Genomic DNA, 18,133 nt, shown 5'->3' with positions numbered 1-18,133 from the left:
ATTATCTTAATATAACGTATAAACTTTCAAATGCGTCTACTGAGCAAGCTCTTCCTCGTAGATATCGTATGCCAACTTGTTCAGTCCGCCCACCAGCGGGTAAAAGAATAAACTTTCTGAAATTTCTACAGATTGGTCTTCGATCAGTTCTTTCTGCTGCTGCTCAATACCCAGCAGTAAATATTCCTTTGCCTTGCTGGTTAAGATTGTTTTAGCCAATTTGATCGTGGACGGATTAGCGCCAAATTCTTTCGAAAAATTTAAATTCTTATGCAGCCTGAAGAACATCTCTACAAAGTTTTTATACTCTGATAGTATATTGTTTATCAACTCATTCGTTATAGCTGAATAATCCAATGGTTTATCCTCTAAAAGTGTATTGTTTACATCGCCGAGCAGCACTGATTTGATATCGTCGATGTCGATATCCTCATCGATCATCAAACCGCCCTTACAGGTAATTTCCTTCGGATTCTCATATTGTTTCAGGTCGATAAATCCGCTCATCGGGTGCGCCGCTTTGTTCGCAGCCAAAGCATCGGCTGAAGCCGCTAAAATGTCTTGCTCTTCAGTCGGTCGGTCGTCGCCTGTTTGTTGCTCATCATCTGATCCTTCCTCCGCAGCCTGATAAATATCCAGGAAAATTGCTTCTGTCAACTTACTTAAGCCTTTCAATTTCGGTCTCGGGTCGGCAAAGTCGATCACTTTAGAGCCCGTCCCGGAAAATGTGATGTAGGCTGGCATTTCCAGTCCCTTTGCCTTCATCAGTTTAGCCAGGTGGTAGATAATGGCAGAATAGAAAATCAAAAATACAATTCGAAAGTCAGCATCCTGTCTCAATTCTTTGGCAAAAGAAGCATCGATGTTCCGTTTTTGAAGATCCCGGTTGTTTTCCAATGAGAAAAAGAAACCGGCAATGTCGTCTGAGCGCTGTAGCTTCGGTAAATAGTACGATACAATTCCCAAATCCTTAAACTTTTCGGTGTATTTTTTCACGAAGCCGTTCAGTGCAGGGTTCGAATTGTAGCCATCCCCAAAAATTGTGTTAGCTGCGAAACGCATAGATGTCAATACTTCAGGACGGTTTTTTGTGTAAACCACCATGTCGGATGTCCCTCCACCAATATCGATTGATACAACCGGTCTTTCAGTAGCTGTTACCCCCAATCGGTTCTTAAAGTAATAGAACGGTGCGATCGACTCAGAAAGTTTCATTGGTGAACGTTTATTCGTTACGTAGCGGTTGAATAGGTTCTCCCACTTAAATTCCATCATGCCGATTTTAAACGGCAACATGCTGGAAGGGTAGAACCAAACCAGATCCGTCTGATCCGGATCACCTCCATTCAAGATCACTTTGTTCCGAATCAATAGCATTAGGTTCTCAAAATAGGCATCAACCTTTTTGAGTTCTTTTGTATTTGCTTTGAAATCCGACCATTTCAGGTTTGTGTCAAACTTAACATTCTTCGGTATCAGCTCCTTCTCATAAGTAAAAGACAAATTCAGATCAGCTAAAGCGTATGTTGAACTTGAAAAATCCGTCGCATCATTGTAGTGGATTGCAGTACGTGTAGGGAAGGAGTGCTGCAGTTTCCGGCCCACTTTAAGAGGTAAAAACTCATGGGGTAGTGTTAATATCAGCGCCGTAGCGCCTGTTCCTGAGAGTGATATATCGGTCTCTTCAACCTTTGGATCATGTAAGCTGGCCATTTGCAGATCTTCATCCGTAATTTCAAAAGGCTGCGGGTCTAAATCATTTTTCCGATATTCAACATGCGTATTCGTTGTCCCAAAATCTACTGCAAAAGTAAATTTTTCCGTTCCGGGCTCGATTTCTTTAAACAAAGGCAGTACGACCCCTTGGTGCCCGGCACCATCATTCAGCACCATATAATCAAAACCATCTTCCAGAACATAGAAGTGTGAACTAAGCCCATCTGCTGATTTTTTCGAGCGTGTTTTTTCTGCTTTTACTTTCGTTTCTTTGCTCTCGCCCGGATCAGCATTCTCCGCAGAATGGTTTTTAAAAAACTTCAGTGAATACTTTCGTGATTTGGTCAATGGCAGAACATCCCGATCCATCAGTGCGATGCGATAAACATGGTTGTATTCTTGTGGCAGTCGATAAAAAGGGAAGGTTGTTAAGCTAAACTGATTCTCTACAATAATTCCCTTATTGTTTTCAATATCAGCTTTTTCTATACTTAAGTCATTGCTTGACGGATAGTAGATACGTTGGAATGAAACAGAGCCTTTCTTCACCGGAATTCTCAAAGTTACAGTCACTCCACCGCCAGCTCCAAGGCGCATCTCAAAGACCGGTTGTCCATTGGCCGTATGACCTGTTAGAAAGTTCGTATCGAAATAATCGAAGAACTCTTTCTTCAATGGTAAAAGAAAACCTTTTGTGAACGATTTTTCTGCTGACAGGTTTCCATCGAAATAGGCCGATTTCTGAAGTGGATATACAGTCCGTATCAAATACGGTTCTAATAAATCCGAGATGGTAAGGTAGGGGTATTGATCACCAACAAAAGGTAGTTTTCTTTCACTTAAATCGTTCGCATCAACATGGGGTGCCTTTAAGTTGGCGTCCCAATAATCAGTTGTATATTGCAGGCGATTTGTGAATTTCTCATTCGGCAAAACCAAGGGTTTTAATCCCTCGTATTTGTCAGAAGCGATTACAAAATCAGATTGCTCAGCAATATTGGTGGGTTTCGCGACCTTTTTCCGTAAAGGAAAGCCCAGTACCTCCACCATATTTCCATCCCCGCCGATTGTAATCGGCGTATAAGCATTATTAAAATCAGCCTCTGTTGCGTCCTGAACCGCCTGCTTTACATCGTCACGCAGTTGCCCGTAATTCTCATTGAGATAGCCGTCCAGTTCTTTAAATTTCGTCTGAAAGCCGGGGAAGTGCTTCTGCAAACCAAACATGTATTTTTGGAACTCGATGTCGCGCTGGTAAAGAGGTTGATAGAGCGTTGAAAACACGCGTTTAATACCGAACTGGATATTTACATAACTCAGATCGTTTGCTGAAGTAAAGAATAAAGTGGATGGGGACGTACCACCGATGATATTCATCTTATGCGGCCCTCCCTGATAGTAATTTAGCAAATAGATGCTGTTCAGTTGGTCGAAATTATGGGCATCCCGATCCTGATCCAGGTAGAGCTTCAGTGTTTCGCCCAAGCGCTTATGCTTCGGGTTTGAAGAGTTCAATAATTGGTTGAGATCCTGACTCCGGTCCCAAACAACCAATTTTAATCGATCCTGAAAGCGATCAAGATTAAAGAACAACTCAGCGACATCCAGTGTATCTGAGACCATCTTGTGAAAAATAGAATCACCATCGATGTTTCGACTCTCGTTCAAACGCCTGAATGCAGTTTGAATCAGGTCCATACGAGCGAAAGGGCTCGGTATCGACGTGATCTCTCTGCTAGCCGATTCCCCGGCAGGATCCTGAATAGCATTGATAGCATTACTACCATAAGCTTCCGTAACCTGCCAGTCCTCAATATTATTATTACCGTTATGAAATCTAAAAACTTTTGACATGTCGTCTTCTGATTTTTCGCTTAATACTTATCCGAATTTTTCCCTTGTCACGTCCTCTAAAGCTTTGTCAAACAACTCAATGAAGAATGTGTCCTGACTTTTCGCTTTAACCTTAGGCTCCGTCCTCGAAAGTACATAATCGACTCGAGAGTAGTTAGACCCCCGTTCAAACAGGCCTTTTTTCGCTTTTGTTCCCGCAACCAGCTCAAAGAGATTGTTGTAGCCAACCTTGAGGTCAAAAGGAGCAAAACTCCGTTTATTGCGTTTTAACTCGGTTAGCCATTCCCAATAATGTTTGTTGATGCTGCGGATGTAGGTGTTGAAAAATGGTTGTCCGAGAAATTGCCTGTCTATTTTAACCGAGCCGGTTGCCCAGGGTAGATCAAGAGACGAATGAATATGATTTTCAGTATATAAATTAAATAGTGTGAACTTTGTCAGCGCTTCCCGGAGACGATGTTGAGATCCGTTGCCCAAGTCTCCAAAGGTTAGCGTTTCAGCGTCATTAAGAACACCGTATTCTTTGTAAAGTGGGGTAGTGGCACGGCCGTTCACATTTTGCAGATAAGAGTCATCCGTTGCCACAAAGTCAACGATTGCCAAAGCCGAAGCCAGTTCAATGAAATGAGCATCGTTTTTCTGAAATGTTGACCCTTCATGATTTTCATAATCTTTATTTACCTCATCACCAATATAGTAAAGTGCATTAAGTGAATTGTTACCTGATACATTTTTGTTATAATAATCAAGTGCTGCCTTGGTTTTCGAGATAAAGGTCGCCTTGTCGATCTTAGACTTTGGGTCAGGCCAAACACCGAAGTATGGCAGGATGGATATCGCTCCGATCGGTGCTTCCTTTAACAGCGCCCAAGTAGGCAGCGTATGATCAGCATTCTTAATGTTTTTTAATAGTAAGGGAAAACCAGCAGCCCCGGTACCTCCAAAAATTGAAGAAATTATAAAGATCCGGTCACCTGCTGAGAAGTCAGATGCGAACTTCACAAAATCTTCCGATTCGCTGAATTGATTCAGTACAACTGAGCCAATGTTCGGGTTCCCCTTAAAACCGACCTCCATATCAGCGCGAAGGTTATCTTCCGAAAACAACATAGAGATCAAAGCCTTGTTGTTTTCGCTGAGCTCAGAATAGCCGATATATTCCCTGAACTCTTCATTATGACTGCCTTTTATTTCTAGTCTGAAATTCTGAGATATTCCCGAAATAGGCGTATTGAAGAAGCTGCTTTCGGCCTTCTTTTCTTTATTGATCCGTTCATGGATATGTTGATACGCTTTTAATATCTCGACTGTCCGTGTCACGTCTCCGTTTGCTGAATCCGGATCGATGATAATAGGCACCAATTCATATCCATTAAAATCTATTCCTGCAGAGAGTAACATAGTCAACGATTTAATTACTCGTGACCCTGTACCCCCAATTCCAAATAAATAGAGTTTAGCCATTTTTTTATAATCGAATTAAAAAGGTGTCCGTCGGCACATAACCGACTTGCCCTTAATGAGTAAAGATACTGCAAAAGCCACAATGAATGTCCACAAAGCGTTCACAAAAGAGAATGTTGTGAACTCCGAGTAATAAGGGACATCTTTTTCCTGTCCCGTATACAATTCGGTCAGCTGTGAAAAAGAAACATAATTGGCCACTGCGAAATTAATTCCACATAAAACTAAAATCCACACCAGCCAATGCCAAGCTTTTGCAAAACGCGGATGGTCTATAACGTAATAGTAAATCGCCATCCATATAATCGATGAAACCAACATGGTCAATCCCACCGGTGTATATAAGTTGTTACTATAAAGGTCGTTAGAAAAGTCGCCTAACCAAAATAACCCCCAGCCTTCGTACAATGGGGCAAAAATTTCATTCATTTTCTTCTTTTCAAATAGGTGTAAACCAAGCCTCCGATTACCGCAAGCAGCACAAGCACAACAAAAATCTTTCCAGTATTGCTTGCTGTTGCTTTTCGGACCGGAACTTTTATTTCAAAGTAATGATCTTTATTTTGGGCTACCGTTTCGTAGGCCTCCGAAACGCCTTCCACCAAATATTTGAACCCGAAGGTTTTAGCTTCCCTGCCTTCAACACTTGTGTCATCTTCCGAGTCTGTATGGTAAACCCAAGAAGGAATTTGTTTTTTCATGGCAAAGGTCAGATCTGAAAAGGCCTTACCCTGCGCATCAAATAAAAATAGGTGAGTAGCTTTTGCTTCCTGTATCCGAATCCAATCGGTAGAATGAATGTCATCCTGCTCAATCTTCATGATCGAATCGATCATGTAATTACCCTCTAAAACCTCGTAATTAGCCGTGTCCAACTTATAGCTCTCCTCAACCGGCATCTTCGAAAGATCGACTGCCACTGCAAAAGAGAAAGGGGCGGAGCTACGTTCATTCACAGTTACATCTTCAATCCCACGAACATATTTACCTGAAGACATGCTACGGATCGGTTTAAAGCGACCATTATTATGGGTGCTTGTCAAGACTGAATAATAGTTGTTTTCCGAGAAATCATCCGTCGTCAGTGTCAATTGATTTACAAAGCCCTTTACTTTCAGGTTGATGTTCTTATTCAGATCAAGCACCCGATCCGCTTCGCCGGTGACGGTCAGGTAGTAAGGGCGCTTAGCGCCTTTCAGCTCAACGCGCTGATTATTCTTATCCCAGTATCCACCGTTAAAGCTCGAATTGTACTGAATGATCGAGGTTTGTAACTCAACACCTGATTTCGATTTCGAAAGAAAAGCGTCTTTTGTTTGACTTTTCTGGTAGTTCAACAGCTCTTCTGTATTCGAACCCTGAATTGAATAGATTAAGTCTGAAAACAGCAGTGAAAGCGTCTGATTATCCGTGTTTTCCAGTACTTCTTTAAAGACAAGGTTTAGGTCACTGGAGGCCGTATTGCCTACTTTCATAGTCGCCGGGCTCAACCAGGAAGCAAACTTAGTTAAATCACTTACTCCTTCGATGGGGTGAATCTGGTCATTTATAAAATACAGACGAATATTTTCCTCACCGTAGTGAAATTTCAATAAAACTAACAGGTCACCTATTGCATTTTTAAATTCAGTATTTCCGGTCACATATCCATTCATGCTACCCGAATTTTCGATGTACAACGCTACTTTTGTTGGCTTCTCGCTATCCGATTTTTCTGCTTGCTCATTTGTGTCAGGTGAGACATCTGCGGCAAGGTCATTTTCTGCAATCGCTGCGCTACTTTCTTCTGATACTTGATTTTCTGTACTCGCTGGTCTCTCATAGCATCCTGTCATGAGAAAGCAGAAACATGCAATCAGAACAATGTAAGGATATTTCATAGACTCAAACTTACATAAAAAACCGGAATTACAATTCAGAGAAATAAAAAAGCCATGGATATCTTGGCGTAAACTTCATGTATGATTCAGCTGAAATGATAGTTGCACTAAACTCTTGTAAAATTCAATTATAAATCCGTAATTTCGGGTACGGACACATTTTGATGATATCCTACTTTTGAACGCTAAACCTTCATTATGAAACCAATAAATCTTAAAGGGTTCTTATTTATTGCAATGCTCCCTCTGGCCGCATGTTCAAGTTCCCATTCTGCGGAAGATAATTCCTCTAAAAAAATTGAAAACATCCGAGAAAAACAGGATAACGAATGGAAACTTCTTATAAAAGATAATTCTACCGAAGGTTGGCACAGCTACTTAGGTGACTCCGCCACCGGGTGGAGGGTAGAGAATGGCGTTCTTTTTACCGAAGGCAAAAATGGGGATATCGTAACCGACGAGCTATATGAAAATTTTGAACTCTCATTAGAGTGGAAGATCGAAGAAGGTGGGAATAGCGGTATCTTTTATCATGTCATCGAAAGCCCCGAATACAAACGAATCCATGAAACTGGGCCGGAATTTCAAATTATTGACAATGAGAACTATCCCGCTGACCTGACCGAACAACAAAAGACCGGAGCACTTTCCGATGTGCTTGCTCCAGATGAAGCTGCGGCTAATGCTGTAGGTGAATGGAACCACACGCGTATTATTGTGAATCAAGGAGCTGTTGAACACTGGTTGAACGACAAGAAAATACTTGAATATCAATTGGGTTCTGACGAGCTTAAACAACAAATTGCAGCGAGTAAATTTGCTGAGCTTCCGTACGCTAAAGTTCAAAGCGGACGCATAGGGTTACAGGATCACGGTGGCCCTGTTTATTATAAAAACATAAAAATCAGGATTTTATAACATACAAAAATATCAATCAATTAAATAACAAATTATGAGCGAAGTGTCACGTAGAAAATTCATCAAAAGTGCCGGTATGGCAGCGGGGTTTACCATCGTATCCAGTCATGTTCTTGGAAAAAGTTTAGGCTATACGGCTCCCAGTGATAAACTGAACATCGCCGGTATCGGTGTGGGCGGTGTTGGTCGCCGTAACCTGACCAATATGAATACTGAGAACATCGTAGCACTCTGCGATGTCGATTGGAAATATGCTGCTAAGACTTTTAATGATTACCCCAAAGCCCAACGATTCAAGGATTGGAGGGTTATGTTTGATGAGATCGGTAAATCAATCGACGGGGTTATGGTTGCTACTCCCGACCATACCCATGCCGGGGTGGCGGCTCACGCTATTACCTTGGGCAAACACGCCTATGTTCAAAAACCCTTAACCCATTCAGTATATGAGTCGCGTTTACTGACGAAGCTCGCAGAGAAACATCAGGTTGCTACGCAGATGGGAAATCAGGGTAATTCCTTCGCCTGGTGCAGGCAAATAGCAGAATGGATCCAATCGGGTGTTATTGGTGAAGTCACCGAAGTACACAGCTGGACAAACAGACCCATCTGGCCACAGGGATTGAAGAATCCCAAAGAAGCAATGACAGTTCCGGATCAACTCGATTGGGATCTCTTTATCGGGCCAGCAGAAAACCGACCGTATAATTCCGTTTATACACCATGGAATTGGCGAGGTTGGTGGGATTTTGGTACCGGAGCATTAGGCGATATGGCGTGTCATATTATGGACCCCATCTACTGGGCACTTGATTTAAAATACCCAATCAAAGTAAATGGTAGTTCAACCTTAAGTAATCTTTACTCACCACCTCATGCACAATTAGTTAAATATACATTTCCTGCACGTGAACGTAAAGGAAACGTTAACATGCCAGAGGTCGATGTATATTGGTACGATGGTGGATTGATGCCAGAACGTCCCGAAGAAATGCCAGAGGGCAAGATGATGGGAAATGCTGATGGTGGCCTGTTGTTTATTGGTAGCAAAGGAAAGCTTGTTTGTGATTGTTTCGGTATGAACCCTACCTTGTTGCCAGTAAGCCGTATGGAAGACTTTGTCGAGCCAGAACAGATCTACCCACGTGTGGAATTGGCTACTGATATCTGGAAGTCCAACGCACACGAACAAGAATGGGTCCGCGCCAGTAAAGAAAGCCCAAAGAACCGAACCGAAGCCAGTTCTCATTTTGGCTTTTCGGGGCCATTTAATGAGATGGTGGTTATGGGTGTCTTGGCTGTCAGGTTGCAAGGACTCCATCGCGATCTGCTTTGGGACGGTGAAAATATGCGCTTCACCAACATCAGTGACTCAGACAAGATCAGCATCGTGACGGTCGATGATTTTGTGGTAACCGACGGGCATCCGCGTTTCAACAGAAAATCTGAAGAGTTTAATGCCAAAGCAATGGCGGAAGAGTGGATTAAACATACCTATCACAACGGCTTTACACTTCCAGACATGCCCGCTTAAGCGGCATGTCTGGTTTCAACTTTTATTTATCATGACTTTTATGTAAATTCGAAGTTAATACACCTGAATTGTGAATCTATGCATCGATCCATCAAGCGGTTCCGTCCTTCGTTAGATGAATATTCTACGTATTCGGATGAATTGCTTGTCGATTTACTAAAACAGCACGATCAGGAAGCATTTACAGAAATCTACAATCGTTATTGGTCCTTCGTTTACAGCCATATATACAAAATGCTGCAAGACGAAGAAGAAGCTAAGGACAGCGTTCAGGAGATCTTTAGCAAGCTCTGGTTAAAAGCGGATCAAATCCAATCTAATCATAATTTAGCAGGATATTTTTTTCGTACTTCTCGAAATTTCGTATTTAACCTGATTGAGAAGAATAAGGTTCGTCAGAACTATATCCAGTCAATTATGACATTCGTTAACACAGTGGAGCCTCACACAATTGATACCATCGACGAAAAGCGATTGCAAATGATAATTGAACAGGAAATTGAAAATTTGCCGCCTAAAATGCGGCAAATTTTTGAACTTAGTCGTAAAGAAGAGCTATCCCATCAAGAAATTGCTTCAAAACTGAACATATCCTATCAGACAGTCAAAAAACAGATTCAGAATGCATTAAAAATCATCAAGCCGAAAATCAATCATCTGGGTCTTCTTTTGTTTTTCTACTTTTTTTCATAATGTTCTACCCCCAAATTCATTTTCAACTGTTTTTATACTAATTAACTGATCGTTTCCTCTTGCCTAACCCTTGATGAAACCATCTGAATTATGAGTATAAGCTAACAGTTATGACAGAACATGAAGTTCGGTTACTAGTACGAAAATATAATGACGGGAACGCATCCGAAGCAGAAAAAGCTTTGTTAGAACGATGGTACTTTGACCAACTTCAAGAGCAGATTGACTTGGGTGATGATCTTGATCTAAACAAATTAAAGTCTGAAATCTGGCAAGGTACGCTTAGCCGCAGCGGGATCAAATCAATTAGAAATAAAGGTTTGCGTAGCTTTTATTCTGTTGCTGCAGCCATTATTTTATTAATGGGTATTGGTGTTTATTTTTATCTCAATTCATTGACACCCGCTCAAACCTACACGGTAGCTCAGTTAAGTGACCAGGATCTAGATATCAAACCGGGAAGGAATCAAGCCAGGCTCACCCTCGCCGACGGCCGTATTATCGATCTCGCAGATGAAAAAGGGGGAATTATCATCGATACCGATGCATTGGTCTATACTGATGGAACAAAAGTGGCCGATTCGTCGCCGGTATCCTCAGGATCTGAGGGATTAAGCTATAATACGATCGCAACACCCAAAGGGGGACAATACCAGGTTATCCTGCCTGACGGGTCCCGCGTGTGGTTGAACGCCGCCTCTACATTAAGATACCCCAGTCGTTTTGACACAGAAGAAAGGGTTGTAGAACTCAGTGGTGAGGCTTATTTTGAAATTGCGCAAGTCAAATTTGCTGATCGAAAGACTGCCAAACCTTTTATTGTCAGGTCACAAACCCAAGAAGTGCAAGTCTTGGGCACTCACTTCAATGTTAACACATACGAAGGTGATGCAACAGCGATAACCACGTTGCTAGAGGGTGCGGTTAATGTACGTTCATCCACAGATTCCCGCTCTATGAAACTCAAACCTGGCCAGCAAAGCATTGTCCAACCCGGCTCACAAACCCGTGTGCTTACGGCGGACCTAGATGAAGCGATTGGCTGGAAAAACGGAGAGTTTATTTTCTATAACGAGCGTATTGAAAAAGTCATGAACGATATTGCACGTTGGTATGATGTTGAGGTGATTTATAAAGACGCTGTGCGAAACAAGATGATCTGGGGCTCTGTGTCCAAATTTGAAACCATCTCAGAAGTTTTAAAAATGATTGAGCTGGCTGGTACAGTTCACTTTGATATACAAATTCAAGGAGACAAAAGGAGGGTCTATGTTATGAATTAAAATTTACCATAAAAAAACCGGAGTAGTTGCAGCTTCCCCGGTCTACCAAAAGTTTAAACAATCTTGCTTACATTATTTAATTGCCTTTTAGTTATGATAAAGATAACCAAAATATCACTTATTAAATATCTGATATTCATGAAACTTATTATTTTGTTTCTATTGCTGAGTGTCGTTAACGTTAACGCAGAAGTCTTGGCACAAACGATAACTCTTTCGAAGAAAAATGCTTCTATCGAAAGTGTTTTCAAAGAAATTAAAAAACAAACGCAGTACAATCTGATTTGTGATATTTCCATTATTGAGGAAACGCCCAATATAGATGTCAGTGCGAAGAACATGCCGCTTAACCAATTTCTCGACCAGTTTTTGGGAGATAATAATTTAAGTTATGTGATCGAGGATAAAACCATTGCTGTCCGCAAAGCAGTACGACCGGCAAGAACAAGCAGTGTACAGGCTGTTCAGAACACGGTCCGCCAGCAAAGAGAGATTACCGGAACGGTTGCCGATGACGAAGGCCTTCCTTTACCCGGCGCTACTGTACAGGTAAAAGGATCACAAGTTGGTACGACAACCAATGCCGATGGTGCTTATCGGATCAATGTACCCGGAGAAAATACTACCCTCGTATTCTCCATGATTGGTTTCGCTCCGGTAGAGCGGCAAGTAACATCTGACGCGCAGATCAATGTTCAATTATCTGCTGATATCGCTGACCTGAATGAAGTGGTCGTTGTCGGTTACGGTATGCAAAAGAAAATTAACCTGACCGGTGCGATTGATGTTGTCGATGGCGAAGAGTTGGTTAACCGCCCATCACCAAACATGTCCATGTTGCTACAAGGTGTCGCACCTAGTACAAATATCGCTCTTAATAGTTTTGGAGGCGAGCCCGGTGCTACACAAAAGTGGCAGATCAGGGGAGTGGGCTCTATTTCAGGAAACACAACCCCGCTCATTCTTGTCGATGGGGTGGAACAACCAAATATTAACTTGATAGACCCTGAAACGGTAGAAAATATATCAATCTTAAAGGATGCGTCATCTTCTGCTGTTTACGGTTCCAGAGCAGCTTTTGGTGTAGTTCTAATTACCACGAAAAAAGGTGCGAAAGATCAGCCCGTTCGTGTGGAATACAGCAATAACATGTCTATGACGGTACCCATTTATGTGCCCGATATGGAAAGTTCATTGACCTATGCTACTGCTTTTAATCAGGCGGCCACGAATGCTGGTATTAATCCGACATTCCCTGAAAGTCAGATCGAACGAATTAAAGGGTATTTGGATGGAACCTATCCCACAGAATATGACCCTGATAACCCTCCAACCAGTCAATGGAGAGGTCGCTGGGACGGTAATGCCAATTACAATTGGACACGTGAATACTACAAGCAATCTTTCTTGCAACAAAAACATAATGTGACACTAAGCGGTGGCGACTCGAAGAATCAATTCTACGTGAATGCTGGTTTTTTTGATCAGCCAGGGGCTTCTACCTGGGGTGACGATGGTTATAAACGTTATAACCTCCTTGCGAATCTTAGCTCTGAAGTTTCTGATTGGTTGTCCTTTTCTTTCAATAGCCGCTATGCACGGTCAAAAACCAATACACCGCTCGGTATGGTAGGTCTAGAACGAACCTATACTTGGTCGCAGTTTATTGACTTTTGGCCAACAATGCCTATGTACAACATTGATGGCAGTATTGCCAACCCTTTAATACTTGTATTGGAAAACGGCGGTAGAATCATTGACGAGGGTCACGATCTTTGGTTAAATCTAGGTACGGAGATAGAGCCTATTGAAGGGTGGAAGACCAATATCGCCTTTAAGTACAATTACCGTTGGGGCTCAAACTCCCAGAATCCGAAGCCTGTACCCGTACCCATTCCAAATGGCACGTGGGGAAATATAGGGGAGGCCGCGTCGGGTTACCGTTCAACGCTTCGCCAAGGGGAATATAACCTCTTGAGTATGTTTACTTCTTATGAGAAACAATTGGGCGGACATTATTTGAAAGGGATGGTTGGTTACGAGCAAGATATTGACAAAACCAAAGGCCTGGCAGGTTACAAAATGGATCTTGTAACCGAAGAAATACCGTCCATTAGTACGGCAACGGGAGACTTTACGCTCGATGATAATATGGCTCATTGGACAACTCAAGGAGTCTTTGGTCGTATCAATTACAACTTTGACGAAAAATACTTGTTGGAGGTTTCAGCGCGCTACGATGGATCTTCGCGTTTCGCACCAGATCATCGTTGGGGTTTCTTTCCGTCGGTATCCGCTGGTTATAATATTTCACAGGAAGATTTCTGGGAACCTATTCGCGACAAAGTTAATAATCTAAAGATTAGAGGGTCATACGGTTCGCTTGGTAATCAAAACGTTGCTAACTATCTCTACTTGGCGAGGATCCCAATTCAGTATCGACGTATTTTGGATAACGCATCAAATCCAGGATATATCGTAGGAAATGAAATCCCTTTGTATGCTAGCGCACCAGGTTTGCTAAGTGAGGATATCACCTGGGAAACGATTACAACGCTTGATTTTGGATTGGACGCCATGTTTTTAAATGGAAAATTGGACTTAACTTTCGACTGGTACAATCGTGTAACATCAGACATGCTCGGGGCGGCTATCCAGTTGCCATCAACAATTGGAGCCTCGGTGCCGTCAGCAAACAATGCGAAACTCTCGACTAAGGGTTTTGAGCTTACGGTTGGTTGGAAAGATCAAATTTCAGAGGATTTAACCTATAATGTACGGTTGAATGTAGCGGACAGTCGAACAACTATTCTTGAATACGCTACATCTTCCCCTTTAGTGACCGGATGGTATAGCGGGAAAGATTATGGTGAAATATGGGGCCTAACCACAGATCGCATTATTCAGCAAGAGGGAGAACAAATGCCCGATCAGTCCTTTTATCATACCAAATGGGGGCCAGGAGACATTGTTTACAAAGATTTGAATGGTGATGGAATTATCAATGAGGGTAGTAGAACGGTTGACGACCACGGAGATCTTTCCGTAATTGCCAATACCAGCCCACGTTATAACTTCGGTCTGATGGCTGGTTTTCAATGGAAGAGTTTAGATTTTAATATGTTCTGGCAAGGTGTTGGAAAGCGCGATTTCCTGCCGAATACTACTTCTGAATATTTTTGGGGTTTAATGGCTGCACCAAATAGTTCGGGTCTATTTAAAGGCGGTAATATGTTAGACTATTGGCGTCCGGCTGATGAATCCAATATTTTGGGGCCGAATACAGACTCTTATTTCCCCAAACCTTATTTTTCTGCGGAGCGCAGTAAGAATATACGCGATCAAAGTCGTTACGTACTCAATGCAGCTTATGTTCGCCTCAAAAATGTACAGGTTGGTTATACACTGCCAGCCAACGTTTTGGATAGGCTTTTTATTCATCGAGCTAGAATCTATGTGTCCGGTGAGAACTTACTGACCTTTTCGAGTTTACCAAGTCTGTATGAACCGGAAACGGTTGTCGCCTCTAATCCACGTGACGGAGGGGTTGATATGGGCGAAATTTATCCAATTAATCAGATGTTTTCTGTGGGTATTAACTTGACATTTTAGAACCTAAAAAAAGAGAAATCATGAATAAATTCAAATATATTACCGGTTTACTTGCTGTATGTCTTTTTGCTATGGCCTGCAGCAAAGAAGATTTTTTAGACAAATATCCATTAGACGAAGTGGCAGAGGATTTCTTCTTTGAGAAACCAAATGATGCGAAACTTTATGTCAACCAATTTTATGAACGTGGGGTTTTTAATATTCGTACGATAGCCGGTGGTGATCGGAATAGCGATCTGTATATATCACAAACCGGCGTTGATAGTCGGCTCGAAGGTAACCGCACAGTGAATTCGGCACCTGCGTTAAATTATACTAAGATTCGTAGTGTCAATTATTTTTTTGAAAATTATCATAACATAGAAGGCGAGTTTGATGAATACAAACAATACGTTGGGGAAGCCCATTTCTTTAAAGCTTTCTTCTATTATGATTTATTGAGAAGCTTCGGCGATGTGCAATGGTTGGATAAGGTATTGACGACGGAATCGCCTGAGTTGTATGAAGGACGTAATCCGAGAAACGAGGTTGCCGACAAAATCATTGCTCATCTCGATACAGCCGCCATGTATTTGACTGAAAGCAAGATAGATGACGGTACGAGGGTTAATAAATGGATTGCTTTACTGATCCAATCGCGTGTTGCTCTTTACGAGGGGTCGTGGGAAAAATACCATGCAGGTACTGCTTTTGGGGTTTCGAATCCTAACCCTCAAAAGTATTTTAACAAGGCAATAGAAGCTGCTGAACAGATTATGAATTCTGGACTTTATGATATTTATACAACCGGCAATCCGGACAATGATTATTATGAGCTTTTTGGTTTACGCGATTATGCGACTAATCCTGAAGTGTTATTTTGGATAAAAATGGACTTAAGTCAAGGTATTCATAGTACCAGTAAATTATATCGTCTCGAAACACCAGCTGGTTACAGTCTCACCAAAGATTTAGCAGATTCCTATCTCTGTACGGACGGTCAACCTATTACAGTCAGCAACCTTTTTCAAGGCTATGCTAACATCAATAAAGAGATGGAGAACCGCGATCCGCGATTTGAACAGACGATCTTCAACACCTCACATGACTGGCAAATCGATGCAGAAGGCAATGTAAAAAAGTGGCAGGAGGTATATAATAAGCTTTATAGCAATACCACACATGCTGCTCCGGCTGGTTATGTACGTCGGAAAGATTATAACCCGATTATGGCGTATCATCACTTGAATTTTGAAGAAACGCCGACGCCTCTTTATCGCTATTCAGAAGTTTTATTAAATTATATCGAGGCGAAAGCTGAATTGGGAGAAGCGACCCAAGCCGATGTAGATAAAACCATTAAGAAGCTACGCGACCGGGTTGGCATGCCAAATTTGGTCATCAGCAACATTACTGCAGATCCGAACTGGAACTTCCCAGACCTTTCTCCGCTAATCAATGAGATCAGAAGAGAGCGGAAAGTGGAAATGGCATTAGAAGATCTTCGCTGGGATGATATCGCACGTTGGGCAGCAGCAGACGAGTTGATAGTGGGCAAGAGACCTAAAGGTGCTAAAAAAGATCAGTTTCCGATAACTCCTTCTTTCCCAGCAGATGAAAATGGATTTCTGGATCCTTTCCAAGCCGCATTGCCAAACGGTTACCGTTTTGATGTGAATCGTGACTATTTAAATCCGCTTCCATTAAACCAGCTGACGTTAAATCCAAGCCTTGAACAGAATCCGGGTTGGAAGTAGTAAACCCATATGTATGATTGATTTAAAATACAGGAACATAAGTCATCATCAGCAAGCAAATAGGGGATTCAATTTATCCCTTATTTGCCTTTCTGTCTTATTCCTGATCTTCATTGATAAGCCGGTACTGGCACAGTCACCCTTGCCAACGAAATTAATCAAGACGGCAACAAGAATTGTGGATCGCGAACTTCCCGACATCGAAAAGCTATACAAGCATCTGCACGCTAACCCAGAGCTTTCTTTTCACGAAAAAGAAACGGCGAAGCTTATGGCAGAACAACTTCAGCAGCTAGGCTTTCAGGTAACTGAAAATGTGGGCGGCTATGGAGTTGTAGGTGTCATGGAAAATGGGCAGGGACCAACCGTCCTCGTCAGGGCTGACATGGACGCCTTACCCATCAAAGAAGAAACCAATCTTCCCTACGCCAGTCATGTTACTGTGAAAGATTCGACGGGAAGCGAAATTCCTGTGATGCATGCCTGCGGCCATGATATGCACATGGCGGTGTGGACTGGCGTGGCCAGCGTATTGCAGCAGATGAAATCACAATGGAAGGGCACGCTGGTATTCATTGCCCAACCAGCTGAAGAAAAAGGAGCCGGGGCCAAGGCAATGATGGATGACGGACTCTATACTCGTTTTCCAAGACCAGATTATGGTCTGGCACTGCATGTCAATGCTGTTCTTCCAGCCGGAAAACTTGGTTACACTTCGGGGCATGCGCTCGCCAATGTCGATAACATCAGCATCAAAGTAAAAGGGCAAGGAGGGCATGGTGCAGCGCCAGAGAAAACCATCGACCCGATCATTATGGCATCCAAAATTATACTGGGTCTCCAAAGTATCACGGCTCGGGAGTTGTCTCCCATCGAAACTCCTGCTGTATTATCGGTCGGCTCCATCCACGGCGGTACAAGCGGAAATATCATCCCTAATGAAGTTGATCTGGAGATGACGATGCGTTCCTATGGAGACGAAACACGACAAATGTTGCTCGATAAAATCAAGAGGGTCACTGAAGGTGTTGCTATCGCTAGCGGTGTAGCTGAAAAGGACTTTCCCGAAGTTAAGACACGCGAACAGTACACACCTTCGGTGTACAACGATCCGCAGTTAACACAACAGATTGCAGAAGTTTTCAGACAACTTGTCGGCGCTGAGAATGTCGAAGAGCTGGATCCACTGATGGTTGGGGAAGATTTCGGACACTATACCCGCAGTGAGCCGTCCATACCTACTTTGCTTTATTCACTTGGCAGTATACCGGAAATTGATCCGGAAACGGGTAAAGCACCAACCTATTTCACGCATTCCAGTAAATATAGACCCGAACTGAATCCGACTTTAGAGATTGGTATACTGAGTATGAGCCTAGCAGTAATCGACCTTATGCGAAATCCTGACTAAAAGAACCGAATTAGAATAATTATTTAAATCAC

Annotated in this window: 11 protein-coding genes; 7 read left to right on the top strand and 4 right to left on the bottom strand. The window is 42.4% G+C overall.

What is annotated here, in order from left to right:
- Positions 1-36: 36 nt before the first annotated feature.
- From D3P12_RS11375 to D3P12_RS11360, 4 genes are read right to left on the bottom strand one after another with little or no spacing between them, the layout of a single operon-like run.
- The gene (locus D3P12_RS11375; protein ID WP_118195597.1) at positions 37-3,570 is read right to left on the bottom strand and encodes a hypothetical protein; all 3,534 of its coding nucleotides are present in this window, start codon (positions 3,568-3,570) and stop codon (positions 37-39) included.
- 27 nt (positions 3,571-3,597) lie between these two features.
- Entirely contained in the window at positions 3,598-5,034 is a 1,437-nt protein-coding gene (locus tag D3P12_RS11370) for a hypothetical protein (RefSeq protein WP_118195596.1), read from the bottom strand.
- A gap of 15 nt (positions 5,035-5,049) precedes the next feature.
- Positions 5,050-5,463, bottom strand: a complete 414-nt coding sequence (locus D3P12_RS11365; protein ID WP_118195595.1) for a hypothetical protein — start codon at positions 5,461-5,463, stop codon at positions 5,050-5,052.
- Positions 5,460-6,914: a hypothetical protein gene (locus tag D3P12_RS11360; RefSeq protein WP_118195594.1), complete on the bottom strand. Its 1,455-nt coding sequence runs from the start codon at positions 6,912-6,914 to the stop codon at positions 5,460-5,462. Before D3P12_RS11360 ends, D3P12_RS11365 begins: the two co-directional genes overlap by 4 nt.
- Before the next feature lie 198 nt (positions 6,915-7,112).
- Between D3P12_RS11360 and D3P12_RS11355 the strand changes: the two genes are divergently transcribed.
- From D3P12_RS11355 to D3P12_RS11325, 7 genes are all read left to right on the top strand, one after another.
- Complete coding sequence (locus tag D3P12_RS11355) at positions 7,113-7,832, top strand: 3-keto-disaccharide hydrolase (RefSeq protein WP_118195593.1); 720 nt, start codon at positions 7,113-7,115, stop codon at positions 7,830-7,832.
- A 34-nt stretch (positions 7,833-7,866) separates the two neighbouring features.
- Entirely contained in the window at positions 7,867-9,366 is a 1,500-nt protein-coding gene (locus D3P12_RS11350; protein ID WP_118195592.1) for a Gfo/Idh/MocA family protein, read from the top strand.
- A 78-nt stretch (positions 9,367-9,444) separates the two neighbouring features.
- The gene (locus D3P12_RS11345; protein WP_118195590.1) at positions 9,445-10,059 is read left to right on the top strand and encodes an RNA polymerase sigma factor; all 615 of its coding nucleotides are present in this window, start codon (positions 9,445-9,447) and stop codon (positions 10,057-10,059) included.
- A 110-nt stretch (positions 10,060-10,169) separates the two neighbouring features.
- Positions 10,170-11,342: a FecR family protein gene (locus D3P12_RS11340; protein ID WP_118195588.1), complete on the top strand. Its 1,173-nt coding sequence runs from the start codon at positions 10,170-10,172 to the stop codon at positions 11,340-11,342.
- Between the two features lie 138 nt (positions 11,343-11,480).
- The gene (locus D3P12_RS11335) at positions 11,481-14,954 is read left to right on the top strand and encodes a TonB-dependent receptor (RefSeq protein WP_157970329.1); all 3,474 of its coding nucleotides are present in this window, start codon (positions 11,481-11,483) and stop codon (positions 14,952-14,954) included.
- A gap of 20 nt (positions 14,955-14,974) precedes the next feature.
- On the top strand, positions 14,975-16,690 hold the full coding sequence (locus D3P12_RS11330) for a RagB/SusD family nutrient uptake outer membrane protein (protein ID WP_118195584.1): 1,716 nt from the start codon (positions 14,975-14,977) through the stop codon (positions 16,688-16,690).
- A gap of 13 nt (positions 16,691-16,703) precedes the next feature.
- Complete coding sequence (locus D3P12_RS11325) at positions 16,704-18,101, top strand: amidohydrolase (protein ID WP_118195582.1); 1,398 nt, start codon at positions 16,704-16,706, stop codon at positions 18,099-18,101.
- Positions 18,102-18,133 lie beyond the last annotated feature (32 nt).

The sequence above is a fragment of the Pedobacter indicus genome, from assembly GCF_003449035.1.
GTDB lineage: Bacteria > Bacteroidota > Bacteroidia > Sphingobacteriales > Sphingobacteriaceae > Albibacterium > Albibacterium indicum.
This window is presented reverse-complemented; position numbering and strand designations above follow the sequence as displayed.

What these genes read in the sequence shown, in the direction of transcription:
- D3P12_RS11375 (WP_118195597.1), bottom strand. Translation starts at nt 3,570, where the DNA reads ATGTCAAAAGTTTTTAGATTTCATAACGGTAATAATAATATTGAGGAC.
- D3P12_RS11370 (WP_118195596.1), bottom strand. Translation starts at nt 5,034, where the DNA reads ATGGCTAAACTCTATTTATTTGGAATTGGGGGTACAGGGTCACGAGTA.
- D3P12_RS11365 (WP_118195595.1), bottom strand. Translation starts at nt 5,463, where the DNA reads ATGAATGAAATTTTTGCCCCATTGTACGAAGGCTGGGGGTTATTTTGG.
- D3P12_RS11360 (WP_118195594.1), bottom strand. Translation starts at nt 6,914, where the DNA reads ATGAAATATCCTTACATTGTTCTGATTGCATGTTTCTGCTTTCTCATG.
- D3P12_RS11355 (WP_118195593.1), top strand. Translation starts at nt 7,113, where the DNA reads ATGAAACCAATAAATCTTAAAGGGTTCTTATTTATTGCAATGCTCCCT.
- D3P12_RS11350 (WP_118195592.1), top strand. Translation starts at nt 7,867, where the DNA reads ATGAGCGAAGTGTCACGTAGAAAATTCATCAAAAGTGCCGGTATGGCA.
- D3P12_RS11345 (WP_118195590.1), top strand. Translation starts at nt 9,445, where the DNA reads ATGCATCGATCCATCAAGCGGTTCCGTCCTTCGTTAGATGAATATTCT.
- D3P12_RS11340 (WP_118195588.1), top strand. Translation starts at nt 10,170, where the DNA reads ATGACAGAACATGAAGTTCGGTTACTAGTACGAAAATATAATGACGGG.
- D3P12_RS11335 (WP_157970329.1), top strand. Translation starts at nt 11,481, where the DNA reads ATGAAACTTATTATTTTGTTTCTATTGCTGAGTGTCGTTAACGTTAAC.
- D3P12_RS11330 (WP_118195584.1), top strand. Translation starts at nt 14,975, where the DNA reads ATGAATAAATTCAAATATATTACCGGTTTACTTGCTGTATGTCTTTTT.
- D3P12_RS11325 (WP_118195582.1), top strand. Translation starts at nt 16,704, where the DNA reads ATGATTGATTTAAAATACAGGAACATAAGTCATCATCAGCAAGCAAAT.